10 protein-coding genes are annotated in these 16909 nt (G+C 50.0%); 6 read left to right on the forward strand and 4 right to left on the reverse strand.

Going from position 1 to position 16909, the window contains the following annotated elements; genetic code table 11:
• Positions 1-23: 23 nt before the first annotated feature.
• On the reverse strand, positions 24-2942 hold the full coding sequence (locus ACTJJJ_RS31030) for a TonB-dependent receptor domain-containing protein (protein WP_440703847.1): 2919 nt from the start codon (positions 2940-2942) through the stop codon (positions 24-26).
• A gap of 357 nt (positions 2943-3299) precedes the next feature.
• Here ACTJJJ_RS31030 and ACTJJJ_RS31035 point away from each other — a divergent pair, with 357 nt between their 5' ends.
• The 3 genes from ACTJJJ_RS31035 to ACTJJJ_RS31045 are packed head-to-tail and all read left to right on the forward strand — an operon-like array spanning position 3300 to position 6532.
• Positions 3300-4370 (forward strand): sensor histidine kinase, encoded by a 1071-nt coding sequence (locus tag ACTJJJ_RS31035; protein ID WP_188939309.1) that lies wholly within the window; start codon positions 3300-3302, stop codon positions 4368-4370.
• Positions 4371-4372: 2 nt separating this feature from the next.
• On the forward strand, positions 4373-5104 hold the full coding sequence (locus tag ACTJJJ_RS31040; protein WP_188939324.1) for a LytR/AlgR family response regulator transcription factor: 732 nt from the start codon (positions 4373-4375) through the stop codon (positions 5102-5104).
• A 60-nt stretch (positions 5105-5164) separates the two neighbouring features.
• Entirely contained in the window at positions 5165-6532 is a 1368-nt protein-coding gene (locus tag ACTJJJ_RS31045) for a hypothetical protein (RefSeq protein WP_440703848.1), read from the forward strand.
• A 58-nt stretch (positions 6533-6590) separates the two neighbouring features.
• On the opposite strand, the gene uvrA is transcribed toward ACTJJJ_RS31045, so the two are convergent.
• Positions 6591-9443, reverse strand: coding sequence for an excinuclease ABC subunit UvrA (gene uvrA / locus ACTJJJ_RS31050; protein ID WP_440703849.1), 2853 nt, complete (start codon positions 9441-9443; stop codon positions 6591-6593).
• Positions 9444-9769: 326 nt separating this feature from the next.
• Here uvrA and ACTJJJ_RS31055 point away from each other — a divergent pair, with 326 nt between their 5' ends.
• From ACTJJJ_RS31055 to ACTJJJ_RS31065, 3 genes are all read left to right on the forward strand, one after another.
• On the forward strand, positions 9770-13027 hold the full coding sequence (locus ACTJJJ_RS31055) for a SusC/RagA family TonB-linked outer membrane protein (protein ID WP_440703850.1): 3258 nt from the start codon (positions 9770-9772) through the stop codon (positions 13025-13027).
• A gap of 34 nt (positions 13028-13061) precedes the next feature.
• Entirely contained in the window at positions 13062-14825 is a 1764-nt protein-coding gene (locus ACTJJJ_RS31060) for a RagB/SusD family nutrient uptake outer membrane protein (protein ID WP_440703851.1), read from the forward strand.
• A gap of 111 nt (positions 14826-14936) precedes the next feature.
• Positions 14937-15101, forward strand: coding sequence for a hypothetical protein (locus ACTJJJ_RS31065; RefSeq protein ID WP_188939305.1), 165 nt, complete (start codon positions 14937-14939; stop codon positions 15099-15101).
• Here the strand turns inward: ACTJJJ_RS31065 and ACTJJJ_RS31070 are convergent.
• Positions 15098-15706, reverse strand: a complete 609-nt coding sequence (locus ACTJJJ_RS31070) for an IMPACT family protein (RefSeq protein WP_440703852.1) — start codon at positions 15704-15706, stop codon at positions 15098-15100. The two genes, ACTJJJ_RS31065 and ACTJJJ_RS31070, sit on opposite strands and share 4 nt — an antisense overlap.
• Positions 15696-16883 (reverse strand): MFS transporter, encoded by a 1188-nt coding sequence (locus ACTJJJ_RS31075; protein ID WP_188939303.1) that lies wholly within the window; start codon positions 16881-16883, stop codon positions 15696-15698. Before ACTJJJ_RS31075 ends, ACTJJJ_RS31070 begins: the two co-directional genes overlap by 11 nt.
• Between the last annotated feature and the right edge of the window lie 26 nt (positions 16884-16909).

Raw genomic sequence — 16909 nt, forward strand, 5'->3', positions numbered from 1 at the left:
CTTCTTTCGTTTGTGATACAATACTAGTCTTTCTTCGTCGAATCGGCCGGTGTGGCTGGTTTCACTGGCAATGCAGTGGAGTCTTGTTTCACCGGTGCCGCTGGCAATGCCGGACGCGCAGTGCTGTCGGGTCTTACCGAGCTGCTGTCAGGACGTACCCGTGTTGAATCCGGCCTGAATTGTGTAGAATCACGTTTCATAGTCGAATCCGGGCGTGTTCCTGGCTGTCCGGGGAAGTTGCCCTGCCGAACCGGGCGGCCTGTGCTGTCGGCAGCGGGCCGTGCGCCCTGCGGGCGAGCCATTCCGGGAGCGCCTGCTCCCTGACCGCCACGTCCGCCTGCTGCTGGAATAACTGCCGGCGTTGGAGCACCACCTTGTGCGCCACCAGCACCTCCGCCAGCATCCATACCACCTCCGCCATCGCTTTTCTGGTCGTCGTTATTCACGGATTTTTTACGGCGTGTTTTCTGCTCCACGAAAGTCATTTTACCAAAACGGTAAGAGAAGTTCACGCGGAAACCGCGGTTAAACAGGTAATTGGTGTTGTTCTGGGTAAATGTTTTCGATTCCAGGCTCGTCTCCATTTTGAACGACGGCGCCAGGAAGTTCTCCATAGCAAAACCAATGCTTCCGCGCTTGTTCTTGAAATCTTTGCGGATACCGAAATCGTACATTCTGAAACCGGCTTGCGTTCCCTGGAGCTGCACATCCCGCCCACGCATGAACCCACCCGCCTGCAAGCCCCAGCCGTTTTTGATGGTAAGGCTTGTCCGCATACGACCGCTCAACACGAAGCCGCTGTTGGAGTTCTGCAATGCTGGATCAGGGCTGTTGTTAGACAGATCAGCATAATAGAAGTCGAAACCGCCGCCCAGCTGCCATCTTTTGAAGAATGTCACGTTTCCGAAAATGTTGGCACCGTAGTTCTTTTTCGAGCCGATGTTGCCATAAGTCGTCGTGATCACGCCCTGGTCGCTGGTAGTACGGATGCTTTCGATGGAGCTATTGGTGAACCTCGCAAATGTCGAAACGTTGATGTACATCGAGTTTTTGAAGAAGCTCGTACCCAATTCTACCTGATCGGTAAGCTCCGGCTTTAGATTTGGGTTACCCACTGTTACGTTCTGCGGGTTGGCTGCATTCAGGTTGGGGTTCAGGAACTGAATACCCGGGCGTTGCAAACGGCGGTTATAGGCCAGTTTAATGGTCTGCCCTTTCCCGAAAACCTGCGAGAGGTTAATACTAGGTACGAGGTTGCCGTAAGCCGGTAGTTTCAAATCACCCGCCTCGCCCTGTTGCGCGTCGATACTCGTGTATTCGTAACGCGTACCCGCCTTCACGGTAAACTTGCTTTTAGTAGTGTAAGTATAGGATAAATATCCGGCAGCGACATTCTGGTCATAGTTCAGATTGCTGGCTGGTTGTGCTTGCCCAACCTCGCTGTAATAATCATAGTTACTCACAACCTGACGGAAAATTCCTTTACCACCGAGCTCTAACATCTGGTTGTCTTTGATAGGCGTCTGGTAATCGACCTGAACGGTACTTTCCTGGTTATGGCTGCTATTGTTATTACCCTGTGCCCCAAGCAGTTCCTTCAATTGCGTGTTATTCAATGAGTATACATCCGCATCGTAGTCGTTGGTCCGGTTGTTACGGCTGTATTGTGTTGAAATGCTCAACTCCTGGCCTGCTTTGCCCAATGTTTTCATGTAATCCACATTCACGTCCCAGGTACCGGAAAGATCCTTGCTGTTCACGTCGCGGAAGCTGGTTTTTGTCGTATCGTTTACCGTATTGTAAGTGTAAAGTTCCTGATCGACTTTCGCATTCCGCATTCCATAGCGTACACCGGCCGACAAAGATGTTTTGGCGTCGATCTCCCAGTCCCATCCGAAATTGTATGAACCGAAAGCCATTTTATTTTTAGAATCACTTGTCTGAAGAACCGAGAACGGGCTCAGTTTTCCAACCTGCTTATTCTCCGATTTACCCGGCATATTATAATTGAACCGGCCAAAACCACCGAGGCTGAAACCCATTTTGCCAACACGGTAATTGCCGCGCAAGCCAAGGTTCGAACCACGGTTACCAATACCCGTATCAAGGTTGAGCGTACCGCCCTGGATCGTGCTTTTCTTGGTGATAATATTGATAATCCCCGCAGACCCTTCGGCATCGTAACGCGCAGAAGGCGAAGTAATCACTTCCACCGACTTGATCATATCCGCCGGAATCTGCTTCAATGCATCGGCCACACTCGTCGCGATAATGGTCGAAGGCTTGTTGTTGATCAACACGCGCACGTTGGAGCTACCGCGAAGCGAAACGTTACCATCGAGATCGACGGTCAGCATAGGCACTTTTTTCATCACGTCCGAAGCATCACCGCCTTTGCTGGTAATGTCTTTTTCTGCATTATAAACCAGCCTGTCGACTTTTTCTTCGATCATCTGCGCCATTCCCACCACTTCGACTTCATTGAGCTGAACCACATCCGGCACCAGCGTTACCGAACCCAGGTTCAGCTCCGTCTTGCGATCGATTTTGACATTATTGATCGTCTTCGTTTTATAGCCGATAAAGGAAATCAGGATCTTGAAGTTACCTGACGCCACTTTCGTGAGCGTAAATGCGCCCTTTTCATCGGTAGTGGTACCGTCGATAGGATTGTTGGTTTTGATATCCACCAAAGATAGCGCTGCAAATTCCACCGGTTTTTGGGAAGTCGAATCCACGAGTATACCCGTGATCTTTCCACTACCTTTAGGAGTGTCCTCTGCCGTTCCCGGAATGACCGTCTGCCGCTGCCTGTCGCCGCCTCCACGGAAATCTCCTCCGCCGCCGCCCCGGCCTCCACCGCCGCCCGGAAATTGGGCAAATGCTGCTGATATTAGCCCTGAGAACACAGCCAGGAATGTTAGATGTAAAACAAGTTTCATGGTTGGGGTTTTAAAAGTGTACTTTTCGAATTTCAAAATAACAACCTATATCTCTGGGATAAAAAAGGAATAGATAGATAGGACGGATATGCCGATCAAAGGGCACTTTCAAACGATACAACCCTGGAAATGACGGGCGGTTCAGCAGCCGGGCCGCAAATCCACACTGGTTTCCAAACAAGGCTTATATATGCTACAAAAACCGCTCCCGATACCTGGTCCGTTAATAGATTGCCATGCGCCGCCGGTCGGTATTCAGGGTACATTGATCGATTGGAATAGGTGGTTTCGTAAATTCCACGTAAGATTGCAGTGATGTGTTGCGTTCAAAGCACATTGAAACTAACTAATTGCTAAATGGATACGCGCGCCGCCCGGAAATACCCCCCGTTATTCCTCCATTTACTTGGATGGAGTTTTCTGGCCCTGTTCTTGATGTGGCAACCTCTCAGCTGGCAGATCGAATTCCCCGTCAGTTTCTGGATCAAACAAGCGGTATTGTTTACACTGCTGGTCGCAATATTTTATCTCAACTATTATTACTGGTTCCCCAATTTTCTGGCGAAAAACCGGTATTTAAGATTTATCCTTTTCAATATCGTGTCGGTTGTCATGCTGGCGGTTGTGATCGAACAAGTGAAGGTGGCCGTCAACCATGGCGAGCAAATGGACCGTGCATTCAAACTGGCGCGGGAAACGAACGGCGACAAAAAACGCCACGACAAGCTCGACTATTTCTCCCTGATGACCGCCCTGATGATCATCGGGCTCAGTACCAGCGTTGCCGCCGTGCGCACGGCGCAGCTCGACAAGCAGTACCGTCAGAACCTGGAAAAGGAGAAGATCAACTCCGAGCTCTCGTTCCTGAAAGCGCAGATCAACCCGCATTTCTTTTTCAATACACTAAACAACATTTATGCACTCACTGTGATCGACGTGGAAGCTGCGCGCGAGGCATTGCATAAGCTCTCGCGCATGATGCGCTACGTGTTGTACGAAACCCAGCACGGTACCGTATTATTGAGCCAGGAGATCGCATTTGCACAGGATTATATTCAGCTAATGCAGCTGCGCCTTACCGACAAGGTAACTGTGCACCTCGATCCGCCTAACCCGCTCCATGACGTTTCAATCGCACCAATGCTATTCCTACCCTTTATTGAAAACGCATTCAAACACGGAGTAAGCGCCGTCCAGCCGAGCCGGATCGACATTCAGATCCGCCAGGAAGGCCACAAGATTTTTGTAGAAGTGAAAAACACGCTGTTTACGGACAAAAGGGCCATTTTGGATGAAAGCAATGGCATTGGCCTCGCCAATACCCAGCGCCGCCTCGATTTACTTTACCCTGGAAAATACCAGTTGGAGGTAACCGAAAACAAAGAGGAAAAAGAGTTTGAAGTACACCTCGAACTGGAAACGACATGAGCGTGACGTTAGAATGCATCGCCGTCGACGACGAACCGCTGGCACTTGGACTGGTATGCGCATTTATCGAGAAAACGCCGTTTCTGAGCCTGGCAGGCAGGTATTCAAGCGCCGTGGAAGCATTGCAGATGATCAACAGCAAGCCTATCGACGTCATTTTCCTGGATATTCAAATGCCGGACCTTACCGGTATCGAATTGGCAAGAGTGCTTGAAAAAGCCGGGCACAAAGCGCCGAGGATCATTTTTACAACCGCATTTAACCAATACGCACTCGATGGTTTTCGCGTAGACGCCATTGACTATCTCCTAAAACCCTTTAATTATGAAGAGTTCCTCCGTGCTGCATCCAAGGCGCAGACCTACGTAGAGCTGGTTCGAAAAGCCTCGTCGGCCGGCTCATCGGAGCCGAAAGACGAGTACTTATTCCTGAAAGTGGAATACCAGCTGGTACGGATAGCCTACGACGACATTTTGTACACGGAGGGACTCAAAGATTATGTCAAAGTCCACCTTAAATCGGATCCGAAGCCCATTCTCTCGCTCACGAGCTTGAAAGCACTGGAAGAAAAATTGCCCGCCTCGAAATTCATGCGCGTGCACCGGTCGTTCATCGTCAATCTCGACAAAATCAGCGCCGTTACCCGGAATACCATCCAGATCGGCGCGACTTCCATTCCCGTCAGCGAACAATATAAGGAGGCATTCAACCAGTTTTTGAGTAAGTGGATGTAACCGAAGGTGTTTTTTACTTACTTTGGTGATTGGTAATTGACTCATCAACCCGACGTAGCCGTGAAAAGACTTCTTCTCCTGTTATCCGCCTCGCTGATATTTTTCCTCGCCTGTCACAAAGAACAAAAAGACGCTACGGAACCACAGCCGGAGGAGATTAAAGTTACGCCACTGACCGACCCGGCTTTCATACAATATATCGAAGTAGCCGGTGCGGAAAAGATCACATTCGACTCCACGCTGGATGCTTATCAGATCACCCTTGAATCCGGTCACAAGGCCGATGAAATTGGTATTCAGTTCAAATTGTATCCCGGTACCTACCTCAACTGGAGCAATACGAGTTCAAACACATTGGTTGATTTCACATTCAAGAACAAACCACCGTTGCGCCTGGAAATCACCACGGCATTCGGGCAAACCAAAACCTACGAATTTTACGTAAAACATCCTGGTCAGTTAAAGGCCGCCCTCGAAACGAATGATGACTTTCAGCTTACGAGCGCCAGCGGGTTCGGGCTATCGTGCGACCTCATCACCGGTATCGGCACCGTTCCAGAGAGCCCAGGTGCCGAAGCCAAGCTGACAGCCGTACTTACCGACGCCAGTACAGGAAAGCAAATCGTAGGAAATACATGGCTCAATTCGATTTATTTTGAAAATGTCAGCCAATTCGAAAAATCCACTCAGTTGAGCGTCGTACTCCGCTATGGCGACAAAACTTTCGAGTTGACCAAAAACCGGAAGTTATTACCGTTGCGCTCGCTCGTGTACTTGTTCGGAGATTATCCGCTTTTTTCAGCTGCGCCGCTCAACAAGAAAATCCCGATTTCAGGAGCCCGCTTCTCACCGAAAGCCATTTACAAAGTGACAGTTCAAAGCGATTTTCTGTTAAACTCGGTCACCATCCCCGCTACTTTCAGTGATTCCGCATCACTCAGCTGCACGCTGCCGTCGGGCATCCCCGATGGTTCTTATAATATCAGCATTTTCGAAAATGATACTTTGGTAAAATCGCTGGTGCGGGTCATTGCCCGAAATGAGAAAGAAAATGCAGTCGGTCAGATATGGACCTCGCAAAATGAATATTTTATCAACAGCCTGCCCTACTATAATGCAAGAAGGATAACTGCTGAAAGAGGTCAGGTTATTTATGTAAACCCCTTCCCGGGAGTACTCGGCAGGATGTATTCTCCATTCGACCCAAACCTGACCCTGCCCGATTTACAGCTGAAAAACGCGGGGAACTCCATTACATTAAAAGCGGTAACGAAAGCCGACCCATCCTTCGCTGATGGCACTTTTCGCATTTATTACGGACAATATACGCTGCCTGCCGACCTTGCACCCGGCTCATACGAAGCTCGGCTTTCGTATCCCGATAAGTCGGTATCGATGCCGTATTGGAACAAAATTGAAGTGCGCTAAATGCATAACGCCCGGCATTTTGAAAAGTACCGGGCGTTATTATGATGTGCTAAAAAGTCTATTTCAATTCCTGCTTCAAAAAGTAGCCCGTGAAGCTATCCTTTACCTTCGCTACCTTCTCGGGCGTGCCTTCGGCGATAATGCGGCCGCCTTTCGCGCCACCTTCCGGGCCCACGTCGATGATATGGTCGGCCACCTTGATCACGTCGAGGTTATGCTCGATGATGAGGACCGTATTTCCTTTTTCAACCAGTTTATTCAAAACATTGAGCAAATGGCGGATATCCTGAAAATGCAGCCCTGTGGTAGGTTCGTCAAGAATATACAGGGTTTTGCCGGTATCTCTTTTCGATAACTCTTCCGATAATTTCACACGCTGCGCTTCACCGCCCGATAATGTGGTCGCATGCTGGCCAAGCGTAATGTAACCCAAACCAACATCGTTCAATGTCTGCACTTTGCGAAGCAGTCTCGGTTGGTTTTCGAAGAATTCCAATGCGGATTCTACAGTCATATCGAGCACATCGGCGACGGATTTCCCTTTGAAACGCACTTCCAGCGTCTCGCGGTTGAAGCGTTTGCCTTTACAGGTTTCGCAATTGATGTGCACATCGGGCAGGAAATCCATTTCGATCTTCTTCATACCCGCGCCTTCGCAGTCCTCGCAGCGGCCGCCTTTCACATTAAACGAGAAACGCCCCGGCTTGTAACCTCGGATTTTTGCCTCCGGAAGCTCCGCGAAAAGCGTCCGAATGTCCGTAAACAGGTTGGTATAAGTGGCCGGGTTGGAGCGCGGTGTACGACCAATCGGCGACTGGTCTACTTCAATCACCTTATCGATATGTTCGAGCCCTTCGATAGATTTATAGGGAAGAGGCTCCCTCCTCGACTTGTAAAAATGGTGATTCAATAGCGGAAACAACGTTTCGTGGATCAGCGATGACTTGCCGCTGCCGCTAACGCCCGTCACACAGATCATCGTTCCTAGTGGAATTGAAACTGAAACATTTTTCAGGTTATGACCTGTACAGCCTTTTAAAGCAATGAAGTCTCCTTTGCCTTTCCTGCGTTTTTTGGGTACTTCAATCGCTTCCCGACCGGCCAGGTAATCGGCCGTCAGCGAGCCATTTTGCAGGAACTTCTCCGGCGTTCCGGCTCCTACTACGCTTCCGCCATGGCGGCCAGCGCCGGGACCGATATCGAGAATGTAATCCGAGGCGAGCATCATGTCCTTGTCGTGTTCCACCACTAGGACCGTGTTGCCCAGGTCGCGCAGGCTTTTAAGCGAATTAATAAGCCGCACATTATCCCGCTGGTGCAGGCCGATGCTTGGCTCATCCATAATATATAGAACCCCTGTGAGCTGGGTACCGATCTGCGTCGCGAGGCGAATGCGTTGTGCCTCACCGCCCGACAATGTCCGCAATGCACGGTTCAATGTCAGGTAGTCGAGCCCCACATCGAGCATAAACCCGACACGCTTGCGGATCTCCTTCAACACTTCATGTCCAATCACACGCTGCTTTTCTTCGAGGCGGTCTTCAAGGCCTACGAGCCATTCCGCCAATTCGCGGATATCGCTGTCAGCCAGGTCGGCGATGTCTTTTTTATCTATTTTAAAATGCAATGACTCCTTCCGCAAACGCTTGCCTTTGCATTCGGGGCAGGTTTGGGTTACCATAAAATCTTTCAGCCAATCCTGAATCTTTTCATTCCCCGATTCCTGCTGTCGTTTCAAAAAGTTGATGATTCCGTCGAATTTGGTTTCCCATTCAGTACCCGGGTATTTCTTCGAGGGTACGGGAACCGCTTCTTCACTGCCGTATAGCACCAATTTTAAGGCTTCCTCGGGAAATTTTTCCAGAGGGGTCGCGAGCGTGATCTTGTATTTTTTAAGGAGTACTTCCAATTGCTTGAATATCCACGCCTCGCGGTACTCGCCCATTGGCGCAATGCCTCCACGACTGATGCTCAGCGATTTGTCGGGAATGATGGAGTCCTCCGTAATCTCTTCGATAATGCCCAGGCCCTGGCAGGTAGGGCACCAGCCATAGGGTGAGTTGAATGAGAAAGCATTCGGCGCCGGATCGTCGTAGCTGATCCCCGACTCGGGGTCCATCAGGTTTTGGGAAAAATAATGCGTGTTGCCTTTGGCATCGAGCACCATTAATGCGCCTTTACCCTGCTTGATGGCCGTCGCTACCGACTGGCTCATCCGATACCTTGATTGCGCGTCCTCTTCTTCCTTCTTCGGGATCACACGGTCGATCACGATCTCAATGTCGTGGACCTTGTAGCGATCGAGCTGCATTTTGGGCGTAATGTCCTGCACTTCGCCGTCGACACGGACTTTGGTGTAACCCAACCGGGCAATCTGCACGAAAAGCTCCCGGTAATGCCCCTTCCGACCTTTAACTGCTGGTGCCAGCAGCACGATTTTCTGCCCGAGGAACTGGGTCATAAGCTGGTTGACGATCTGATCCTGCGATTGCTTGATCATCCGCCGGCCCGTCACGTACGAATATGCCTCGCCCGCACGCGCGTATAGCAGGCGCAGGAAGTCATAGATTTCCGTCACCGTTCCGACTGTTGACCGCGGGTTTCTTGAAGTCGTTTTCTGCTCGATACTGATCACCGGCGACAGCCCGCTGATCTTGTCCACATCCGGCCGCTCCATTTCACCGATAAAGCCACGTGCATAGGAGGAGAAACTCTCCATGTACCTGCGCTGGCCTTCCGCGTAAATGGTGTCGAACGCAAGGGACGATTTTCCGCTGCCACTGATGCCCGTCACCACCACAAGTTTGTTGCGTGGAATCGCTACGTCGATGTTTTTAAGGTTGTGTTCCCGGGCGCCTTGTACTTCAATGAGATCCTGCTCTGTTACTTCGAGGCCATTTAAATATTCCAAAATCCTGATGGTAGTTTGTGAGTTAGTCTGTAAATGAAGCTGTAATTCTGATAACCACAAAAATACACTTTGAGTTGCAAATTTTCTCGCACGCTACCGCTCCCGTATGTAATTCACAGATTGGTTTTTTCCAAGATCAGTAGCAGTAATGCAAACGATTGCATAATAAGATTTTTCAAAGAAAAAATATTTTGTAACCGGTAATATATTTATATTAAATATGAAAATATTCCTAAAAACGATCCTCACATGTGTCCCATATTTCTATATTTGACAGTATATTGACATTTAGTAATACATTTTTAACATCATCCCCAACTCAATTTATGAACAAACATTTACTAGTCCCGCTTTTCCGGGGTGTCATGATTATGCTGTTCGCAATAGCAGCTCATCTGTCCTACGCCCAGGATCATCAGGTCAAGGGTAAAGTATCCTCCTCTGCTGATGGAACCGGCATTCCCGGTGTGAACGTGCAACTGAAAGGAACGGCTGTCGGTACTGTAACCGACGCTGAAGGCAATTACGCCGTCGATGTGAAAGGCAGCGGTGCTGTCCTTGTCTTTTCTTCGATCGGTTTGATTAAAAAAGAAGTAGCTGTCGGAAACCAGACGAGCATTAACGTGTCGATGGAAGACGATATCAAGAACCTGAGCGAAGTGGTTGTAACCGGTTACGCGGCACAGCGTAAGAAGGACATTACGGGCGCTGTAACGGTTATCAATCCCAAGGAACTGACATCCGTTCCAAGCGCGAGCGTAACACAAATGCTGCAAGGCCGGGCTTCCGGGGTTACCGTCGGAAATGACAACTCTCCCGGAGGTGGAACGATGGTCCGTATCCGTGGTTTTGGTTCGATCAACAACAACAGCCCGCTTTACGTGATCGACGGCGTGCCTACACAAGGTACATTGAACCAGATCAACCCGAACGACATCGAATCCATGCAGGTATTGAAAGATGCGTCTGCGGCGTCTATCTACGGTGCGCGGGCAGCGAACGGGGTGGTGATCATTACTACCAAAAAAGGGAAGACCGGCGCACCCAACATCACTTTCGATTTTTACACCGGCTCACAGCGCCCGGGCAAGATGCTCGACCTGCTGAACACCAAAGAGCTGGGCCAGTACCTGTACGAAGCTGACCTCGGTGCGGGCAAAAACCCGTCGGTGACATCGCCTTCCGCACAATACAAATTCGATGAAAACGGCAACCAGACCATCGCCGACTACATTTATCCGAACGTATACGGCGAACTTCCCAGCAATTATACCTACACCAACGACATCGCTGACCCTAACCTTGGTAAAACCGCATTCAACATTACGAAAGCGAACAAACAGGGAACCGACTGGCAGAATGAGATCTTCGATCCCGCATCGATTTCAAATTACCAGATCGGCGCTTCGGGTGGTTCGGAAGTAGCTAAATATGCCCTGTCGGCCAATTACTTTCAGCAGAATGGTATTTTGAGATATACAAAATACAAAAGGTACTCGGTCCGTGCCAACACCGAATTCAAAAAAGGCCCGGTAACTGTGGGTGAGAACTTTACTTTCTCTTACGACCAGAGACAAGGGATTACCAACAACGATGAAAGTAACCCGATCATGTTCGCGATCCGCGTGCACCCGATCATCCCGGTGTTCGATATCACAGGCGGCCCGAAAGCATTGGGCGGAACGAATACTTCCGATTATAACGGATTTGCAGGAAGCCGCGGTAGCAACCTCGGTAACGCACCCAACCCGCTGGCGCGTTTATACCGCGAGAAAGACAACCTCACAAAAGGCACGCACGCATTCGGTAACGTGTTCGCACAGATCGACATCCTTCCAGGCCTGTACGCCCGTACCAGCCTTGGTGTTGAATACAACCAGTTCAACCGCTCGGAATACTTCCACCGTGATATCGAAGCTGCGGAGGCGAGAAATGCCAATAGCTTGAACGTGATCAACAACGTCGACCGTTCGTTCACCTGGTTCAACACATTGAACTATGCCAAATCATTCGGCGTACACAGCTTCAACGTGCTGGCGGGTATGGAAGCTGTGAAAACTTACGCGGCTGAATTCCGTGCAAGCCGGAGTTCATTTGCATTCGACGACCTCGACTACCGCTACCTCGATGCGGGTTCGGCAGCCGGTTTGAGCAATGCCGGTCCGGGTGCAACGGAAAGTGCGCTGTTCTCTCAGTTCGGAAAAGTGAACTATTCATTTAAAGAACTCCTCCTTGCCGACGTAACCATACGCCGTGACGGATCGTCGCGCTTCTCGGCCGCCAATCGTTACGGTGTCTTCCCTGCATTCTCGCTGGGTTTACGGATGACCGAGCTGGGTTTCATGAAGCCCGCTAAGTTCGTCGACGATTTGAAAGTCCGCTTTGGCTGGGGTAAAACCGGTAACCAACTCATCCCTAACGTTTATAACGCTTATACGCTTTATGCAGCCGACCCGCAAAACAACGCCTATGACATCAACGGCACGGGTACTTCTATCGTAGGCGGCTTTGACCTAGTTCAGTTCGGGAACTCCAATGGTAAGTGGGAAACCAATACCTCTACCAACATTGGTATCGACGCGACCTTGTTCAACAGCAAACTGGAAGTGGTGCTCGACCTTTACAACCGCGTTACTTCCGACATGCTGACGCAAATCGCCATTCCAAGAACCGCCGGTTCAGGTACGATCCCTTACACCAACATCGGTGAAGTACGCAACCGTGGTGTGGACCTTGGATTGACTTTCCGCGATAAGAAAGGTGACTTCAACTACATGGTGGGTGTAAACTTCGGCCACTACAAAAACGAAGTGCTGAAACTGAACAATGACCCGAATGCGACTATTTTCGGTTTTACAACGCGTCTGCCGGCTATGTCCGCTACGAAGGCCGGTTTGCCGATCGCGAGCTACTATGGTTATTTTGTGGATGGCGTAATCAAAGACCAGGCAGAAGCTGATGCCGCTCCGAAATTCGGATCCTATACAAGAGAAGGTACTTTTAAATTCCGCGATGTGAATGGCGACGGCGTTATTACCGCGGCCGACCGTACCATTATCGGCAGCCCCCACCCCGATTTCAACTATGGTATCAATGTGAGTGTCGGCTACAAATGGTTCGATTTGACATTGTTCGGACAAGGCGTGCATGGCAATCAAATCTTCAATTATGTGAAGTACTGGACAGATTTCAACGTATTCCAGGGTAACCGCTCGAAAACCATGCTTTACGATTCCTGGAAAAAACCGGGGGACAATGCAAAACTGCCGCGCCTGAACTCAGGTGATGCTACCAGCCAGCAGGTCTCGTCCTACTTCCTGGAAGATGGTTCATACTTCCGTTTGAAAAACATCCAGTTGACATTCAATTTACCTTCATCGTGGCTGAAAAGTTTGAAACTGGGATCGGCTCAGGTCTACGTTCAAGGACAAAACCTGTTTACATTCACCAAATACACAGGACTTGACCCGGATATTAACCTGAGAAGATCGGGCGAAAACAACCAGGATACCCATATGGGTGTTGACGAAGGCTCCTACCCTGTGGCCAAGTCGTTCCTCGGTGGCTTGCGTTTCAATTTCTAATTCCACATTGATCTTCATTAGACAGAACCATACAATGAAAAAGACAATATTAATATGCATGTTGGTCGGCCTGAGCTTCTCCTGCTCCGACGATTTCTTTGATCTGAAACCCCAGGGGCGTGCGTCGAAGGAGCAGCTCAGCAACAAAAACGGTGTAAATGCGCTGCTCATCGGCGCTTATTCACTGCTCGATGGTGTGGGCGCTGGTAACACAGGTCGCCAATCGACGATTTCGAACTATGTTTTTGGTGGTATCAGCAGTGACGACGCCGTGAAAGGCACCGATGCCGGCGACCAGCCGGAGCAATCGTTCATCGAACAATACAACTGGCTTTCCGACAATACCTATTTCCTCGGTAAATGGTGGCATTCCTACGATGGTGTTGCCCGCGCCAACGAGACGATCCAGATCGCAGGAAGTCCAGACGTGAAAGACATGACCGATGCGGAAAAGACCCAGGTAGTTGCAGAAGCACGTTTCCTCCGCGGCCATTATCACTTCGAGGCCAAGAAAATGTGGAACAACGTACCTTTTATCGACGAAAAGATTTACAATGCCGGTGATCCTAATTCGACAAAAGTCCCTAATACCGAAGATATCTGGGCTAAAATCGAAGCCGATTTCCAGTTTGCAGCCGATAATCTCCCTGCAACACAGGCTCAGAAAGGCCGTGCTACCAAATGGGCAGCCAAGGCATATCTGGCCAAGGCACTTCTTTTCCAGAAAAAATGGGCCAAAGCCAAAGAATTGCTGGACGATATTGTTAAAAACTCCGGCAAAAAGCTAGTAGCGAACTACCACGACAATTACCGTACAGCCGGCAACAACAACAGCGAATCGATTATGGAAGTACAATTTTCTGTAAACGATGGAACGAACGGTAATAACGGTAACGCAGGTGACAACCTGAACTGGCCCTATTCGGCAACCGCTCCGGGACGCGGATGCTGCGGTTTCTACCAGCCGTCACACAACCTGGTGAATGCATTCAAAACCGAAAACGGGCTTCCTATGATCGGAACTGCCGCCGACGGCACATTGGATACTTACAATAAAGTGGATTTGCCAAACGACGAGGGAATCGTTGCTTCGGCGACATTTACGTTGGACAAGACCGTTCCTGTTGATCCCCGCCTCGACTGGACCGTCGGCCGCCGGGGTGTAAACTTCCTGGACTGGGGCCCTATGCCAGGTTCGACCTGGATTCGTGACCAGGCGTACGCGGGTCCATTTACAGGTAAAAAATGGATGTATTATCTGGCGGAAGAAAACAGCACCACCCACTCGACCAGCAAGCGGAATGTTAACAACAACTACCGCCTCATTAAGTTTTCGCACGTGTTGCTATGGTTGGCTGAATGTGAAGTAGAACTGGGTAACCTGGCAGTAGCTCAGGATCTGGTAAACCAGCTCCGCATCCGGGCAAAAACCGGTTCGGTACAGGACGAATCCGTTACTTATAAAGTGGAACCATATCCGGCAGGGGCTTTCGCTGCAAAAGGTGCCGATTATGCGAGAAATGCGGTACGGATGGAACAACGTCTCGAATTTGCGATGGAAGGCCACCGTTTCTTCGACCTTGTACGCTGGGGTATCGCCGAAAAAGTACTGAACAAATACGCGGCGGAAGAAGCTGTACCGGGCAAAGAGCCATCGGGACGTACGTTCAATAAGCGGGGCTACATGGCAGGTAAAACTTTCACGCAGAAAAACCTGTACTTCCCTCTGCCACAGGACGAAATCCTGAACAGCCAGGTAGACGGAAAGCCTACTTTGACTCAAAATCCCGGATATTAATACCGGTGTAACTCACTAATGCACCCACAAAAGAGCCGGCCTTCGTGCCGGTTTTTTTGTGCATTGCGAAACAATGAAATACTTTTGAGAAAACATTCAACTCCTGCGACGATGAAAATCACAAATGAAAGCGAATACGAAAAAGCTTCGGAACGGGCCGAGGAGCTATTCGATGCAAAAAAAGGCACTCCAGAGGAAAAGGAACTTCAAGAACTCCTGAAAGCGATCAAGGACTACGAAGACGATTTCGTGCGAATGCTTCGTGAAAACAACTAATCCGTCAGTTCTACGGATAGGCCTTCAATCTTTTCCGAGCGCGTCATAAACCGCTCGACGAGCGTGGAGCGGACTTCTACTTCCAATGTGCACTGCATTTCAAATACCTGCTCACGCACCGGCAGCTCCATTTCTTTCACAATCCGCATGACATCGTTCATTTGCGGGTACAGGAATGACAGCCTGTATACACTAAAGTAATGCCGGGTGACGATCGCTGCAACGTCCAATGCCGCCTCGGTAGCGGTTTTGTAAGCGTTGATCAACCCTGGCACCCCGAGCAATGTCCCGCCGAAATACCGGACAACCACAACGAGCACATTCGTAACATTCCTCGAATATAATGTATTGAGAATCGGACGTCCCGCTGTCCCCGACGGCTCGCCATCATCACTCATACGGTAACTCATTCTGTCCGCGCCCAGGCGGTAGGCATAACAATGGTGGACCGCTTTGGGATGCAGCTCGTACAGATCGGCCAGGCGTGATTTGGCTTGCGCGTCATTCTCGACGGGGTAAGCATATGCCAGGAATTTGCTTCCCTTATCCTTGAAAAAGCCTTCCGCCGGTTCGGCAATGCTTTGGTAAGTATCGTCAAATAACACGGGCGCGACGCTTTTTAAACTGATAAATAACTACCGTATAAGAAAGTGCCGCCATTGCAAATGCCGCCATACAGAAAAATACGAGCGGGAGGTTCTCGCGCTGGTTTTCAAACAACTCCGCAGAAAGAAATGCGCCGAGGCCAATGCCTGCTTCCAGAGAAATGAACATTGTCGCGATCGCGCGACCACGATTATGATCGCCGCTCAGATCGACCGTCCAGGCAGAAAGTACCGGAGAGAGAATACCCATCGATACACCAAAGAATGCAGCGCCTGTGAGGAACATCGCCACCGACCCGGCAAAGCCTGTCAGTACCATCGCTATAATGAGTACAATACATCCAACGATCGTAACAGGCATCCGACCGTGGCGGTCGGATATTTTCCCGGCGAATAGGCGCACCATGATGGACGAGATCGTAAACATCATGAAATACAACCCCCGGTTCTGCAAACCCAGGTAACCGCTGAAATCCGGCGTGACGGTAGCGACGGCGCCGAATCCAAAATAACAAAGAAATGTAATCAGTGCCGGGCTGAATACATCCGGCTCGAAAATATCCCGCCGGGTGATTTGAAATGATTTTAAAGTGAGCTTTTGTTTTTCCTGCAAAGTCTCCTTCATATTCAAAAGAATTGCGATAGAAAGAAATGCAAGGAGCGATGATGTGTAAAAAAGTGCATTCAGAGAAAATTCCTGGCTGATCATGCTCCCTATCGCTGGTCCGAACGCGGAGCCTACGCTCATGCACATCCCATGTATGCCCATTGCTTCCCCGCGCCTGCTCGCGGGTACAATGTCGGCAACATAGGCAGCCGTGCCTGTTGGCTTGAAACCTGTCGAAAATCCGTGGACGAGCCTCAAAAGCAGAAAAGGCATCACCGTGGTGAAAATCGGATACAAAAACCCGCACACGAAGCACACCAGCGACCCGAAAGCCATTACGGGAACCCGCCCGATGCGGTCGGTAAGCCGGCCGCTGAATGGCCTCGAAAGCCCCGCCGTCAACGTAAAAAGACCGATGATAGCACCTTTGTACTCTGCCCCGCCCATACTCGAAAGATACGCCGGGAGTTCGGGGATCAGCATATTGAAGCTGGAAGAGAAAAGAAACGAGCTAAGGCCCAGCAACCAGAACTGCGTCGTCAATATTCCGGGAGAAGCGGTGTTTTGCATCGCACAAATTTACGACACTTTCCAGA

Origin of the sequence: Dyadobacter sp. 22481, from assembly GCF_052044875.1 — a bacterium.
Classification (GTDB): Bacteria; Bacteroidota; Bacteroidia; order Cytophagales; family Spirosomataceae; genus Dyadobacter; species Dyadobacter endophyticus.